Source organism: Leucobacter chromiireducens subsp. chromiireducens (assembly GCF_016758255.1).
In the GTDB taxonomy this organism is placed as follows: domain Bacteria; phylum Actinomycetota; class Actinomycetes; order Actinomycetales; family Microbacteriaceae; genus Leucobacter; species Leucobacter chromiireducens.
Genome location: NZ_QYAD01000001.1, coordinates 840,897 through 854,409, shown reverse-complemented (window position 1 = coordinate 854,409; position 13,513 = coordinate 840,897). Strand labels below are relative to the sequence as shown.

15 protein-coding genes are annotated in these 13,513 nt (G+C 68.1%); 10 read left to right on the top strand and 5 right to left on the bottom strand.

Annotated features, from left to right (window positions below; translation table 11 throughout):
* Positions 1-21 precede the first annotated feature (21 nt).
* Positions 22-915 (bottom strand): DMT family transporter, encoded by an 894-nt coding sequence (locus D3226_RS04035; protein WP_202381084.1) that lies wholly within the window; start codon positions 913-915, stop codon positions 22-24.
* A 102-nt stretch (positions 916-1,017) separates the two neighbouring features.
* Here D3226_RS04035 and D3226_RS04030 point away from each other — a divergent pair, with 102 nt between their 5' ends.
* The 10 genes from D3226_RS04030 (at position 1,018) to D3226_RS03985 (ending at position 9,821) form a co-directional block, all read left to right on the top strand.
* Positions 1,018-2,106, top strand: a complete 1,089-nt coding sequence (locus tag D3226_RS04030; protein ID WP_237462220.1) for a proline racemase family protein — start codon at positions 1,018-1,020, stop codon at positions 2,104-2,106.
* Between the two features lie 75 nt (positions 2,107-2,181).
* On the top strand, positions 2,182-2,364 hold the full coding sequence (locus D3226_RS04025) for a DUF4177 domain-containing protein (RefSeq protein ID WP_202381083.1): 183 nt from the start codon (positions 2,182-2,184) through the stop codon (positions 2,362-2,364).
* A 2-nt stretch (positions 2,365-2,366) separates the two neighbouring features.
* On the top strand, positions 2,367-2,888 hold the full coding sequence (locus tag D3226_RS04020) for a DUF2165 family protein (protein WP_202381082.1): 522 nt from the start codon (positions 2,367-2,369) through the stop codon (positions 2,886-2,888).
* Between the two features lie 162 nt (positions 2,889-3,050).
* The gene (locus D3226_RS04015) at positions 3,051-3,956 is read left to right on the top strand and encodes a dihydrodipicolinate synthase family protein (RefSeq protein WP_202381081.1); all 906 of its coding nucleotides are present in this window, start codon (positions 3,051-3,053) and stop codon (positions 3,954-3,956) included.
* A gap of 94 nt (positions 3,957-4,050) precedes the next feature.
* Positions 4,051-5,058, top strand: coding sequence for a proline racemase family protein (locus D3226_RS04010; RefSeq protein WP_202381080.1), 1,008 nt, complete (start codon positions 4,051-4,053; stop codon positions 5,056-5,058).
* Complete coding sequence (locus tag D3226_RS04005) at positions 5,055-6,002, top strand: ornithine cyclodeaminase family protein (RefSeq protein ID WP_202381079.1); 948 nt, start codon at positions 5,055-5,057, stop codon at positions 6,000-6,002. The genes D3226_RS04010 and D3226_RS04005 overlap by 4 nt, the downstream gene beginning before the upstream one ends.
* Before the next feature lie 24 nt (positions 6,003-6,026).
* The gene (locus D3226_RS04000) at positions 6,027-6,785 is read left to right on the top strand and encodes a GntR family transcriptional regulator (RefSeq protein WP_202381078.1); all 759 of its coding nucleotides are present in this window, start codon (positions 6,027-6,029) and stop codon (positions 6,783-6,785) included.
* Positions 6,782-7,936, top strand: coding sequence for an NAD(P)/FAD-dependent oxidoreductase (locus D3226_RS03995; RefSeq protein ID WP_202381077.1), 1,155 nt, complete (start codon positions 6,782-6,784; stop codon positions 7,934-7,936). The genes D3226_RS04000 and D3226_RS03995 overlap by 4 nt, the downstream gene beginning before the upstream one ends.
* On the top strand, positions 7,933-8,319 hold the full coding sequence (locus D3226_RS03990; protein ID WP_202381076.1) for a (2Fe-2S)-binding protein: 387 nt from the start codon (positions 7,933-7,935) through the stop codon (positions 8,317-8,319). Before D3226_RS03995 ends, D3226_RS03990 begins: the two co-directional genes overlap by 4 nt.
* Complete coding sequence (locus D3226_RS03985; protein WP_202381075.1) at positions 8,316-9,821, top strand: FAD-dependent oxidoreductase; 1,506 nt, start codon at positions 8,316-8,318, stop codon at positions 9,819-9,821. Before D3226_RS03990 ends, D3226_RS03985 begins: the two co-directional genes overlap by 4 nt.
* 32 nt (positions 9,822-9,853) lie before the next feature.
* Here D3226_RS03985 and D3226_RS03980 read toward each other — a convergent pair whose 3' ends face one another.
* Genes D3226_RS03980 through D3226_RS03965 form a run of 4 tightly spaced genes read right to left on the bottom strand, consistent with a single transcriptional unit; the run spans position 9,854 to position 13,402 of the window.
* A complete protein-coding gene (locus tag D3226_RS03980; RefSeq protein WP_202381074.1) occupies positions 9,854-10,564 on the bottom strand; it encodes an ABC transporter ATP-binding protein in 711 nt (236 codons plus the stop codon).
* Positions 10,561-11,385 carry an ABC transporter ATP-binding protein gene (locus tag D3226_RS03975; RefSeq protein ID WP_202381073.1) on the bottom strand — a complete coding sequence of 275 codons (825 nt, stop codon included), beginning with the start codon at positions 11,383-11,385 and terminating at the stop codon, positions 10,561-10,563. The genes D3226_RS03980 and D3226_RS03975 overlap by 4 nt, the downstream gene beginning before the upstream one ends.
* A complete protein-coding gene (locus D3226_RS03970; RefSeq protein WP_202381072.1) occupies positions 11,382-12,506 on the bottom strand; it encodes a branched-chain amino acid ABC transporter permease in 1,125 nt (374 codons plus the stop codon). Before D3226_RS03970 ends, D3226_RS03975 begins: the two co-directional genes overlap by 4 nt.
* Positions 12,507-12,508: 2 nt before the next feature.
* Positions 12,509-13,402: an ABC transporter permease subunit gene (locus D3226_RS03965; protein WP_202381071.1), complete on the bottom strand. Its 894-nt coding sequence runs from the start codon at positions 13,400-13,402 to the stop codon at positions 12,509-12,511.
* Positions 13,403-13,513 lie beyond the last annotated feature (111 nt).

Here is a 13,513-nt window from a genome sequence, read left to right as displayed (position 1 = left end):
ATCTTACATATAGTAAATGTTTTATCGTCGCGGAAGCGTCAAACCCACCAGGCACACGAGGATCGCGGCGAGCCCGGCAAAGCCCAGCACTCCGAGCCGCTCCCCCAGGAGCCACCAGGCGAGCAGCGCAGCAACGGCGGGCTCCGCGAGCGTCAGTGAGGTGGCTGCGCGAGCCGTGACACTCCGCAGCCCCGCACCAAAGAAGAGGTATCCCAGGAACATTGGCACGAGCGCCATGTACGCCCCAACAGCGAGGTTCTGCGAGTCCTCAATGAAGGGTGCCCCCGTTACGACAAGCACGGGAACGAGCAGCAGCCCTCCAACGCCAAACAGGCCCCCCATCGCGGCCCGGCTGCCCACCCCCGCCGCCATGAGCCGCCGCGCCGCCCACGTATAGACCGCGTAGCTGAGACCCGCGAGCAGCGCGAGGAGGATCCCCAGCGGCGCATGATCTCGAGCGGAGCCGCCACCGTCCAGAGTCAGCAGCAGCATGCCCAGCGCCCCAAAGCCGGCGCTGACCAGCCACCGCGCATCAAGTCGCGCACCGTCATAGACACGCTCGAGCACCGCGGCGCAGACAGGCCCTGCCGCGAGCGCGACGACGGTTCCAACCGCCACCCCAGCGAAATGCATCCCCGCATAGAAAGCGAGGGGGTAGATCGCCACTGCAATTGCCCCCACCGCGAGAAGTGGGACACGAGACCGAAGGATCCCCGCAGATGCGCGCAACTGCGGCACCGCAACCGCCGCCTGCAGGAGCCCGCCGATCCCCATGGCGGCCGCGCCGATCGCAATCGGGCCGGCACTCGGAGCGAACGCGGCCGCCGTGCCCGTGGTCCCCCAGAGCACCGCCGCAAGAAGCACAAACAGCGCTCCGCCTGTCGGCGAGAGCGCCCGGGCGCGAGAGCTCTGCATATCCCTACTGTAGTCGACCACCCAGGGGTGTACCATGTCACACGACATATCGACTCGACGACCACGCGGTCGTTCCCCCCCTGCCCCGAGGAGCGCTCTGCAATGATGCCGACCACCCACACGACTCCCATCGCGACGACCGACTACCACACCGCGGGTGAGCCCTTCCGAATTGTGCACGAGAACGGTCCGGTTCCTCCCGGTGGCACCGTGGGCGAACGTCGCATGGCGGCGATGACGAACGCCGCGGGTGCGGACTCGATCCGGCGCCTGCTCTGTCAGGAGCCCCGCGGGCACGCGGATATGTACGGCGGGTTCATCACCCCACCCAACGACGACGGCGCACACTTCGGCGTCCTCTTCTGGCACAAGGATGGCTTCTCGACGGCGTGCGGGCACGGCACGATCGCGCTCGGAGTATGGGCCACTGACACCGGGCTCGTTCATTCAGACCCCGACGGGATCACCGAGGTGCGCATCGACGTACCGTCTGGACGGGTGGCGGCCCTCGTGGAGCGCGCTGGGGGCGCGCTCGTTCGCGCGACATTCCGCAACGTGCCCTCGCACGAGATCGCGCGCTCCATACCCGTGTCCACCGCGCGCGGCAACATCACCGCCGACCTCAGCTTTAGCGGCGCAATCTACGCGTCGGTCCGGGCGGCAGACCTCGGACTGTCGGTCGACCCCGCGCACTACACGGAGCTCATCGCGCTCGGCCGCGAGGTCAAGTGGGCACTCAATGACTCCCCCGAGGCGAAGCACGCCGCGGACCCGCGCCTCTCCGGCGTGTACGGCACAATCATCTGGGACGACCTGGGCAGAAGCGAGGCCGGGCCCCGGCAGCGAAACATCACGATCTTCGCTGACGGTGAGGTCGACCGATCTCCCTGTGGCTCGGGAACAGGCGCCCGTGTTGCGCTGCTCGCGGCCGACGGCACACTCGCCGCGAGCGAGACCCTCGAGCACCGCTCCATCGTGGACACAGAGTTCTCGGCACGCTGGACCCCGGCGGCGGCCCCCGCGCCAGTGCCGGTCGGCGCTTCCGCCAGCACCGCAGTCGACACGATGGCCGTCGCGTCGCTCGCCGCGCCGGTGGTCCCCGAGGTCTCGGGCACCGCGTACCGCACCGGCGAACACCGGTTCTTCCTTGACCCCGCGGACGCGCTCGGCGACGGCTTCGTGCTGCGCTAAGGTCTCAAATCGGCGAAACCCCTGGACAGGCGCCGTTCCGAGTGCAACAGTTGACCCCCAAAGAGGGGTGATGGCATGCACACTTACACGTTTGTTCGTATTCGCGCGCTGCGCAGCCGCGAGGGCCTCACGCTCGAGCGCGACCACCGCGAGGTGATCCGCGAGCACGCCACACGAGGATGGGTATTCACGCAGGCAATTCCCTTCACTTCGGATCCCGAGCCCCACTGGGAGCTCGTGTTCGTCAAGGGAGAGTGAGCATGAAACATCCACTTCGCATTCTGCAGGCATTCACGCTGTTCTCGGCCGGCCTGTTCGGGCTCTTCGTGTTCATGGGCAACCTCATGGACTACGACTCGAACTACCAGTTCGTGAAGCACGTCCTCTCAATGGACGACACATTCGAGGGCAACGCACTCATGTGGCGGGCCATCGATATGCCCTGGGCGTGGACGGTCGGTTACATCGGAATCATCCTCGCGGAGGGCGTCTTCGCGTTCCTGGCGTTGGTCGGCGCGGTCAAACTCTTTCTGCGACGCAACGACGACATCCAGAGCTACAACGCGGCCCGCAGCTGGGGCTACGCGGCGTATGGTCTCGGCTTTGCAATCTGGTTCCTCGGGTTCATTGTCGTGGGCTCGGAGTGGTTCGCGATGTGGCAGTCGAGCACCTGGAACGGCAAGGACACCGCAATGGGCATCGTGACGCTGTGGACCGGCTTCGCCGTGCTCCTGGCCATGAACGAGCCCGAGCGGGCGCCCGCGCACGCCTCGGCAGAGTAGCGGCAAGACACAGCAACGCAGCGGCGTCGGCGGCGGGGTGGGCTTCGGTCCACACCCTCCGCCGACGCCATTGCATTGCTCGCCATCACCCTGCTACAGTGTGCAATGTCACACGTCATACACGCGGCCCGGATCGCCGGCCACTCGAAAGGATTCACACCGATGACCGAAAAGAAGCCATGGCACGGCGTCATCGTCGCCTCCGCGCTCCCCTTCACCGAGGACCTGGCGGTCGACTACGACCGCTTCGCGGATCACGTCCGTTTCCTCGGTGAAAACGGCTGCGACGGCATCGCCCCGAACGGCTCGCTCGGCGAGTACCAGAACCTCACCGCCGAGGAGCGCGCGAAGGTCATCGAGGTTGCCGTCGACGCGGCACCAGAGGGCTTCTCGGTGATGGCAGGCTGCGGCGCGTACGGTGCGCTCGAATCGCTGCGCTGGGCCGAACAAGCCGCGGAGGCCGGAGCGGACTGCGTCATGCTGCTCCCGCCGAACACCTACCGCGCAAACCGCGAGCAGGTGAAGCACCACTACGCAACGGTCGCGCAGGCTGGTCTCCCCATCGTGGGCTACAACAACCCGATCGACACCAAGGTCGACCTCGTGCCCGACCTCATCGCGGAGATCCACGACGCCGGCCACATGGTGGGCGTCAAGGAGTTCACTGGCGATCCGCGCCGGATCTACCAGATCCAGGAACTTGCACCGAACATCGACATCCTCATCGGCACGGACGACAGTGTGCTTGAGGTCGGCATCGCGGGAGCGGTCGGCTGGGTGGCCGGCTACCCGAACGCGATCCCGCAGTCGACGGTTGAGCTCTACCGTCTGTCCACCTCGGGCAATGTGCAGGATCTCGAGCGCGCCAAGGTCATCTACCGCGACCTGCACAAGCTGCTGCGCTGGGACACGAAGACCGAGTTCGTTGAGTCGATCAAGCTCTCGATGGACGTGCTCGGCCTCTACGGCGGCCCGAGCCGCCCGCCCCGCCTCCCGCTGCCGCAGCAGGTGGCGGATCAGATCATCGCAGACACCCGCGAGGCCGCAGCGAAGGGCTACGACAAGTAGCCTGAGCCCAGCGGGTGTGGCCGGTCGCCTCACACGGGCGACCGGCCACACCCGACGTTCCTCACCCCGATCCAGCCGCAAGCCAAGGAGCCACATGCGTACCTCCCGCGTGTACCACGCCGTCGATTCGCACACCGAGGGCATGCCCACCCGCGTCATCACGGGCGGCGTCGGAGTGTTCCCCGGGGCCACCATGGCGGAGCGCCGCACCTGGTTCATGGAGCACAACGACGAGCTTCGCCAGCTGCTCATGTTCGAACCGCGCGGCCACGCGGCGATGAGCGGCGTGATCCTGCAACCGCCCACGCGGCCCGACGCCGATTGGGGCGTGCTCTACATCGAGGTGTCCGGCTGCCTGCCGATGTGCGGTCACGGCACGATCGGCGTGGCCACCGTACTCGTCGAAACAGGCATGGTGGAGGTGCAGGAGCCGATCACCACGATTCGACTCGACACCCCCGCGGGGCTTGTCATCGCGGAGGTGGCCGTCTCCGACGGGCACGCCGAGCGCGTCACCATCACGAACGTCCCCTCCTTCGTCGAACGGCTCGACGCGAGCGTCGAGGTGCCGGGGCTCGGCACGGTGCGCTACGATCTCGCCTTCGGCGGGAACTTCTACGCAATCGTGAAACTCGCAGAGCTTGGGATCGAGTTCCGCGCCGACCGCGCAAACAAAGATGAGCTGCTCACCGCGGGGCTTGCCATCATGGACGCCGTCAATGCCGCGGACGAGCCCGTCCACCCGGAGCGCGGCGACATCCGCGGCTGCCACCACGTGTACCTCGAAGCGCCGGGCTCAACTGCGGCCCACTCGCGGCACGCCATGGCGATCCACCCCGGCTGGTTCGATCGCTCCCCCTGCGGCACGGGAACGAGCGCGCGCATGGCCCAGCTGCACGCGCGGGGCGAGCTCCCGCTGCACCAGGACTTCATCAACGAGTCGTACATCGGCTCGCAGTTCACCGGCCGCCTGGTCGCCGACGCGGAGGTCGTCGGCCGCACCGCGGTCGTGCCGACCATCACCGGTCGCGCCTGGGTCACCGGCACCGCCCAATACTTCCTCGATCCGAGCGATCCGTTCCCGAAGGGGTTCCTGCTGTGACCACTCTTCCGTACTTCGACGCCGCAACGGTGCGGCGGGCCCTGCCCTTCGAACGCGCGATGACCGCGATCGCCGACGGCCTGCGTGACGGCATCGATCCCGAGCTGGATGGGCCGCGGTTGTTCAGCCCCGCCCCCGACGGCGAGTTTCTGCTCATGCCCGCGCAGGGCGCCGAGTTCAGCGGACTCAAGGCGCTCACGGTCGCGCCGCAGAACCCCGACCGCGGGCTCGAAAAGATCCAGGGGCTCTACATCCTCTACTCCTCGGACACGCTGTCGCCCGTTGCGGTGCTGGAGGGCGCGAGTCTCACCGCGATCCGTACCCCGGCAGTCACGCTGATGGCGGTGCGGCACCTCGCCGAGATCGCCCCCGCCCCCTTCCCCGCCGAGCCCCACGTGCTCGTCTTTGGCGCCGGCATCCAGGCCATCGGGCACATCCAGGCCACGCTCGCCGCGTTCCCCGGGGCGAGCGTCGACGTGATCGGCCGGCGCCCCGAGCGCATCGCAGCCGTGCAGAGCGAGTTCCCGCAGCTCGGGATCCGGGATCGCGGCGATGACGCCGACGCCGCCGTCCGCGAGGCCGACATCATTCTGTGCGTCACGAGCGCCAGCACCCCGCTCTTCGACGGCGCGCTCGTGCGCGACTCCGCGATCGTCGCCGCAGTGGGCACGCACGGCCGGGAGCTCCGCGAGGTGGACGACGCGCTCGTGACCCGCGCGGACATCGTGGTGGAGGGTCGCGCCTCGGCAGAGCGCGAGAACGGCAACCTCGCCACCGCGCTCGACGCGGCTGCGTGGGCTGCCGAGACCGCGCCGCGCAATCTGCAGGAGCTCGTGCGCGGTGAGGTGACACGCACCCCCGGTCGGCCAGCCTTCTACAGCGGAGTCGGCATGTCGTGGGAGGATCTGATCTGCGCCTCCACTGTCTTCTCTGACGCCCGGTAGCGCACGATTCGCTGAGGAGTTCACATGTCACCGCTTCCCACCGCCCCCGAGCAGCCGTCGCCGTGGACGCCGCTCGAGCGGCCCATGAACCTGCGCGAGACCGTGCTCGAGCAGCTGCGCACCGCCATCATCACCGGGCGGCTCGCGGAGGGCGAGGTCGTTTCCGCGCCGTCGCTCGGCCAGGCACTCGGGGTCTCGGCCACCCCGGTGCGCGAGGCGATGATGGATCTCGCGCGTGAGGGCCTTGTCGAGACGATCAAGAACAAGGGTTTCCGAATCACCAAGATGAGCCCGGAGGATCTGCGAGATCTCACCCAGATCCGGCTGCTGCTCGAGCCACCGGCCATGCACTTCGTGGTGGGCAACATCCCCGCGGAGGTGCGGAGCGAGCTCGACCGGCTCGCCGCCGAGTGCCTGAGCGCGGCGGAGAGCGAGGACCTTGAGGGGTATCTGCGTAGCGACCGCGAGTTCCACGCGCTGCTCCTCACACGCACCGGGAACCCGCAGCTCGTTGATCTGGCCACATCGCTGCGCACCCGCACACGTCTCTACGGCATCGCGACGCTGGCCCGCGAGGGGCGTCTTGCGGACTCCGCACGCGAGCACCAGGAGCTGCTCGAAATCCTCGGGCGCGACGACGCTGCGGGCGCCGAGCGGCTCATGTGCCAGCACATTGGTCACGCCCGCTCCATCTGGGCCACCGGCGGCACCGACGACAGCGCCACGGCGCACCCCGCGGACGCGGCGACCAAGCCACCCCGATCAGAAGCCGAGCCCGAATGAATCGCACCTCAGACGTCCTGATCATCGGCGCCGGCATCATCGGCGCCGCCACCGCCTACTTCGCCACACGGGCGGGCCTCTCGGTCACGGTGCTCGAGCGGGATCTGCCCGCGGGCGGCACCACCTCGCGCTGCGAGGGCAACATCCTCGTCTCCGACAAGGAGCTGGGCCCCGAGCTCGCGCTGACGCAATACTCCCTCGGCATCTGGAAGGGCGAGCTCGCCGAACACCGCGACCTCTGGGAGTTCGAGTCGAAGGGCGGCATCATCGTCGCCTCCCGCGAGTCGAGCCTCGCCTCGCTCGAACGATTCTCCGCAGCGCAGCGGGGATTCGGGATCGCCTCCGAGCGCCTCGACGCCGCGGGACTCCGAGAGCTCGAGCCGCACGTCACGGACCGCGCGCTGGGCGCCGCGTTCTACCCCGAGGACAGCCAGGTACAGCCGATCCTCGCTGCCTCGCATCTCCTCCGCCTCGCACGCGAGGCCGGCGCGACTCTCGTCACACGTGCCCCGGTCACCGCGCTGCTGCGTTCGGGCGAGCGCGTCACGGGAGCCCGCACGCCGCGCGGCGATTTCTCCGCGTCCCACACGGTGAACGCTACGGGCACCTGGGCGGGTGAGATCGGAGCGCTCGCTGGCGTGAACGTGCCGGTGCTGCCGCGCCGCGGTTTCGTGCTCGTCTCCGAACCACTCCCCAAAATGGTGCACCACAAGGTGTACGCCGCCGAGTACGTCGACAATGTCGGCAGCTCCGACGGGGGGCTCCAAGCCTCCCCCGTGGTCGAGGGCACGCCGGCAGGCACGATCCTCATCGGCTCGAGCCGCGAGCGAGTCGGCTTCGACCCCACAGTCAGCCCCGCGGCCCTCCGCACCATCGCGCGGAACGCCATCGAGCTCTTCCCGTTCCTCGAGCGCACCCGGATCCTGCGCCACTACCACGGCTTCCGCCCGTACTGCCCGGACCACCTCCCCGTGATCGGGCACGACCCGCGCGCGCCCGGCCTGTGGCATGCAGCGGGTCACGAGGGCGCCGGCATCGGGCTCTCCGCCGGCACGGGAAAGCTCCTCGCTCAGGCCCTGTCTGGGGCCACCCCCGATCTTGATCTCACACCATTTCGCCCCGAGCGCTTCACCGAGGAGGCCGCAGCATGACCGACAGCTCAGCCACACGGCCTCGCGTGCTGCGCGCCACCTTCGACGGTGAGCCGCTCGAGGCGCCTGCGGGAGCGAGCGTCGCCGCCGCGCTCCTCGCGTCCGGGCGCACCGCCTGGCGCACCACGCGCACGGGGGCCCCGCGGGGCCTGTTCTGCGGCATTGGCGTGTGCTTTGACTGCATCGTCGACATCAACGGGGAGTCCGGCCAGCGCGCGTGCATGATCCCGCTCGAGGAGGGGATGGACGTGGCACCCGCCGGAAGCTGTGCCGCACACGCGAATGCGTCCGCCGAGCAGGCCGCGGGCCTGCGAGACGCTGACCTGCGAGATACAGACCTGCGAGACGCAGACCTCCGAGGTGCGCAGGCGGACCGCGCATGAGCGGGCAGCTGCGCCCCACCGGCGCCGCACCGCGCTTCGACGTGGTCATCGTGGGTGCGGGGCCTGCCGGCCTCGCCGCTGCGGCGAGCGCGCTTGAGGGCGGTGCGCGCGTGTGCCTCATCGACTCGAGTACGCAGGCGGGCGGCCAGTACTGGCGGCACGCGTCGGAGGCCGCGGGCGTGGTCGACGACGGGGCGCTGCACCATGATTGGCGCAGCTACCTCGAACTGCGCGCCGACTGCGATGCGGGTATCGCGGCGGGGCAGCTCACCGCGCACTTCGCGACGAGTGTGTGGTCGGCACGCCGCGACGCCGAAGGCTTCGCGCTGGCGCTTACTCCCGCGTCCGGCGCACACTCCAGCGGGGACTCCGAGGGCGGGGATGCAGAGGGTGCCGCACCCGCGCTCGTGCGCGGGGCACGCCTCGTGCTCGCAACCGGCGGCTACGATCGCCAGCTCCCGGTTCCCGGCTGGGAACTGCCCGGGGTGATGGCCGCGGGCGGCATTCAGGCGTTCTTGAAGCAGAACCGAATGCTGCCCGGCGCCCGCTTCGTCATCGCGGGCACCGGTCCCTTCCTCCTTCCCGTGGCGGCGGGCATCGCGCAGTGGGGCGGCGAGGTCGCTGCCGTATGCGAGTCCACCAACCTCACCGGGTGGCTGCCGCGCGCACACCGGGCGCTCGGAGTTCCGGCGAAGGGAATCGAAGGCGCGGAGTACATCGCCGCCTTCGTGAAGCACCGCATTCCCTACCGGGTACGCACGGTCGTCACCGAGATTCTCGGGGAGGATCGGGTCGAGGCCGTGCGCACCGCACGTGTCGACCGCGCCGGGCGCGAAATCGCCGGCAGCGCGCACGTGATCGACGACGTCGACGCGGTGGGCCTCGGCTGGGGCTTCACCCCGCAACTTGAGCTGCCCGTGCAGCTGGGCGTCGCCACTCGCGTCGATGTGGACGGTTCGCTCATCGCCGAGGTTGACGCGGCACAGCGCTCGTCTGTCCCCGGGCTGCTCCTTGCGGGCGAGCTCACGGGCGTGGGCGGCGCGGCGCTCGCCGTGCTGGAGGGGCGGATCGCCGGCCGCGTGGCCGCAGCCGAGGCCCGAAATGAGCGCAGGCTCGCAGCGAGCAGCGCAGAGCTTCGCGCGGTGCGCCGTCAGCGCGCGTTCGCCGAGGCTATGCACCTCGCGCACCCGGTTCCCGCTGGCTGGGCGGAGCGCGTCACCGACGACACGCTCGTCTGCCGCTGCGAGGAGGTGCCCGCGGGCGAGCTCCGGCATGCGCGCGGCACGCTCGCGAGCGACGATTCGCGCAGCCAGAAGGGCGTCACGCGCGCGGGGATGGGCTGGTGCCAGGGACGCGTGTGCGGCTTCGCGGTGTCCTGCCTGGCCGCGGACGGCGCGGCATCGGCCGATTCGCTTGCCCAAAACGCGAAGCGCCCCGTTGCGCAGCCGCTCTCGCTCGGTGAGATCGCTGATCTTGCCGACGCAGATCTCGCCGACAGCTGAGCCCAGCCGTCGGCGAGATCACTCGCGGTGCCCTACGCGCCGAGATACGCCTCGATGACGCGCGGATCGCTGGCGAGCTCGGCCGCAGCGCCCGACATCGTCACCCGCCCCGACTCCAGCACATACGCACGGTGCGCGATCTTGAGCGCAGCGCGCGCGTTCTGCTCGACGAGCAGCACGGTCGTGCCCTCGGCGTTCACCGCGCGAATGATGTCCATCACCTGCTGCACGATGAGTGGGGCGAGCCCCATCGAGGGTTCGTCGAGCAACAACAGCTTCGGGCCGCCCACGAGCGCGCGCCCGAGCGCGAGCATCTGCTGCTCGCCGCCCGAGAGCGTTCCGCCTTGCTGATCTCGACGCTCGGCAAGGCGAGGCATGAGCTCGTAGGCGTGTGCCGCACGCTCGGCGATGAGCTTCTGATCCTTCACGAGATACCCACCGAGCAGCAGGTTCTCGTGCACGGTCATCGTTGAGAAGATGCGTCGCCCCTCCGGAATATGGAGCAGCCCCGCTCCCACGATGTTCCAGGGGTGTAACTTGGTGAGGTCGTGCCCGCCCCAGGCCACGGCACCGCTCTTCGCCCGGACCAAGCCTGAGATGAGGGAGAGCGTCGAGGTCTTCCCCGCACCGTTGTTGCCGAGCAGCGAGACGATCTCGCCCTCGCGCACCTCGATGCTGAGATCCCGCAGCGCATGCACCCGGTTGTAGTACAGCTCGACGTGTTCCAGCGTCAGCGTGCTCATGCGTCTTCCTCCCCGAGATAGGCGGCGATGACGAGCGGGTCTTGCTTGACCTGCTCGGGCGTACCGTCCGCGATTTCCTTGCCGTAGTTCAACACCACGATCCGCTCCGACACCTGCATCACGAGCCCCATGTCATGTTCGATGAGCACGATGCTCACCCCGAGATCCCGAATACGGCGGATGAGCGCCATGAGCTCGTTCTTCTCGGAGTGGTTGAGCCCCGCGCCCGGCTCGTCGAGCAACAACAGCTTCGGCTGCGTCGCGAGCGCGCGTGCGATCTCGACGCGGCGCTGCTCCCCGTACGGCAACTGGGTGACGAGCAGCTCATCGTCCGCCCGGAATCCCACGTAATCGAGCCAGCCCCGCGCATCCTCTGCGCACTGCGCCTCACTGCGGCGGAAGCGCGGCGTGTGCAGCATCGCGTCGAACACGTTCTGCCCAAGGTGGGCGTGCATGCCGGTCTTCACGTTCTCGAGCACCGTCATGTCCGTGAAGAGCCGCACGTTCTGGAACGTGCGGGCCATGCCGCGCGCGGTGATCGCCGACGGCTTCTTGCGTGTCACGTCCTCACCGTCGAACTCGACCATTCCGCGGTTCGGTCGGTAGAAGCCCGAGATGCAGTTGAACGCGCTCGTCTTCCCCGCGCCGTTCGGCCCGATCACGGAGACAATCTCGCCCTCGTGGACGTCGAAACTCAGCCCGTCAACGGCTTTGATCCCACCGAACGCCACCGCAAGATCGCGCACGCTCAGGATCACCGGTTGCTCGGGTGCCGACCGTGCCGTGCCGGCCGGGTCGGCGGAGACAGCGTTCGCGCTCATCGGGGATCCCCCTCTTCAGTCAGTTCGCCGATCACCGGCGCGGCCGCGGTGGGCGGCACCTGTGGAATCTCGCGCTTCTTCAGGAACGGCAACACCGCGTTCGCGGGCCAAATCCCCTTCGGGCGGAAGATCATCGCGATCACGAGCAGCACACCGAAGAGCAGGAAGCGCCACTCGGAGAACTCGCGCAGCAGCTCGGGCGCGAGGGACACGAAGAGCGCGCCAATGATCACGCCCGGCGTCGATCCCATGCCGCCGAGCACCACGGCCATGAGCACGAGTGCCGAGTAGAGAAATTCAAAACTGTTCGGTGAGATGGCGCTCAGGTGGCTCGCCATGAGCGTGCCGGCGAAGCCGCCCCACACCGCACCGATGATGTACGCCGCGAGCTTGGTCTTGTAGCCGTTGATGCCCATCGCCTCGCTGACGTCCTCGTCGTCACGCACGGATTTCCAGGCTCGGCCGAGCTTGCCGCGTCCGAGCCGGGCAACCGCCACAACCGCGATCCCAATCCCCACAAACAGTACGAAGTAGTAGAAGAGAATCTTTGGCCCGAAATGGATGCCGGCGATGTCGAGCCCATCGGCGAACGACCAGCCGAAGAACGACCAGGTGGGGATCCCGTGGATGCCCGACGGGCCACCCGTGATCTGGAGGTTGTTCGCAGTGATCCGAATAATCTCGCCGAAGCCGAGCGTCACGATCGCGAGGTAGTCGCTGCGCAGTCGCAGCGTCGGCCCGCCGATGATCACGCCGGCGATGATGCACGCGACGATCACGAGCGGGATCGTCTCGAGCATCGAGAAGCCGAACTGCGTGGTGAGAATGCCGCTCGTGTAGGCACCCACGGCCATGAACGCGATGTACCCGAGATCGAGGAGGCCGGCGTAGCCGACCACGACGTTCAGGCCCATCGCAAGGATGATGTAGATCATCGCCGAGGTGAGAATCGAGATCAAGTACGGCGTCGCGGTGATGAACGGAAGCACCGCTGCCGCGACGAAGAGCACAAGGCCCACGAGTTTCATGAAGCGCTCGGGCGCCAGCACCCCGCTCACCGCGGGCGGCCGCTCAATGAAGGGCTTGGGCACCTGGAGTCGGTGCTGTTTGGACTGTGCCATGATCAGACCCTTTCCACTACGCGCTCGCCGAGAATCCCGGTGGGTTTGAACACCAAGAAGAGGATCAAGAAGCCGAACGCAAAGACGTCACGCCACTGGCCGCCGAGCCACTGTGTGCCAAACGATTCGAGGAGGCCCAGCACGAGGCCGCCGAGCATGGCGCCGTAGAGGTTGCCGATGCCGCCGATCACTGCCGCGGTGAATGCCTTGAGCCCGATGACGAAGCCCATCAGGAAGTCGATCGTGCCGTAGTACGCGGCGGCCATCACTCCCGCGGCGCCAGCGAGCGCGGAGCCGATGAAAAAGGTGCGCGAGATCACGCGGTTGACGTTCACTCCCATGAGCAGCGACGCCTTCTGGTCGAGGGCGATCGCGCGCATGGCCCGGCCCTCTCGGGAGTGCATCACATAGCGCTGCAGGAAGAACATGAGGAGCGCGGCAACCAGCATGAGCACCAGCTGCGGCATGGTGATGCGGGCGCCGAACACATCGATCGGGGTACCCGCGAGTCGTATCGGGAACACGAGCGGGCTGGCCCCGAAGACCTGGCGCACCGAGTACTCCAGGGTGAAGGAGACGCCCACCGCGGTGATGAGCGCCGCAAGCCGCGGGCTCGTGCGAAGCGGACGATAGGCGACGCGCTCGATCATCACGCCGATGCCGCCGGTGAGCAACATCGTGATGAGCAACACCAGCAGCAAGATTGGGATCGAGCCCAGGCCAAACAGCCCGGTAACGCCGCCAAGGATGACGAATGCCAGGAACGATCCGAGCATATAGAGGTCGCCGTGCGCGAAGTTCAGCAGTTTGATGATGCCGTAGACCATGCTGTAGCCGAGCGCGACGAGGGCGTAGAAGGAACCGACGAAGAGGCCGTTCCAGATCAGTTGAAACACGTTTCCGCCTTTGCAGTTTCGTGGGAGCGGGGTGGGCGGCGGCGCTGCGGAGAAATCGCGCGCCGCCGCTCAGCGGGTTCGCCCAGTGAGCGCTGGGCGATCCCGGTCCGC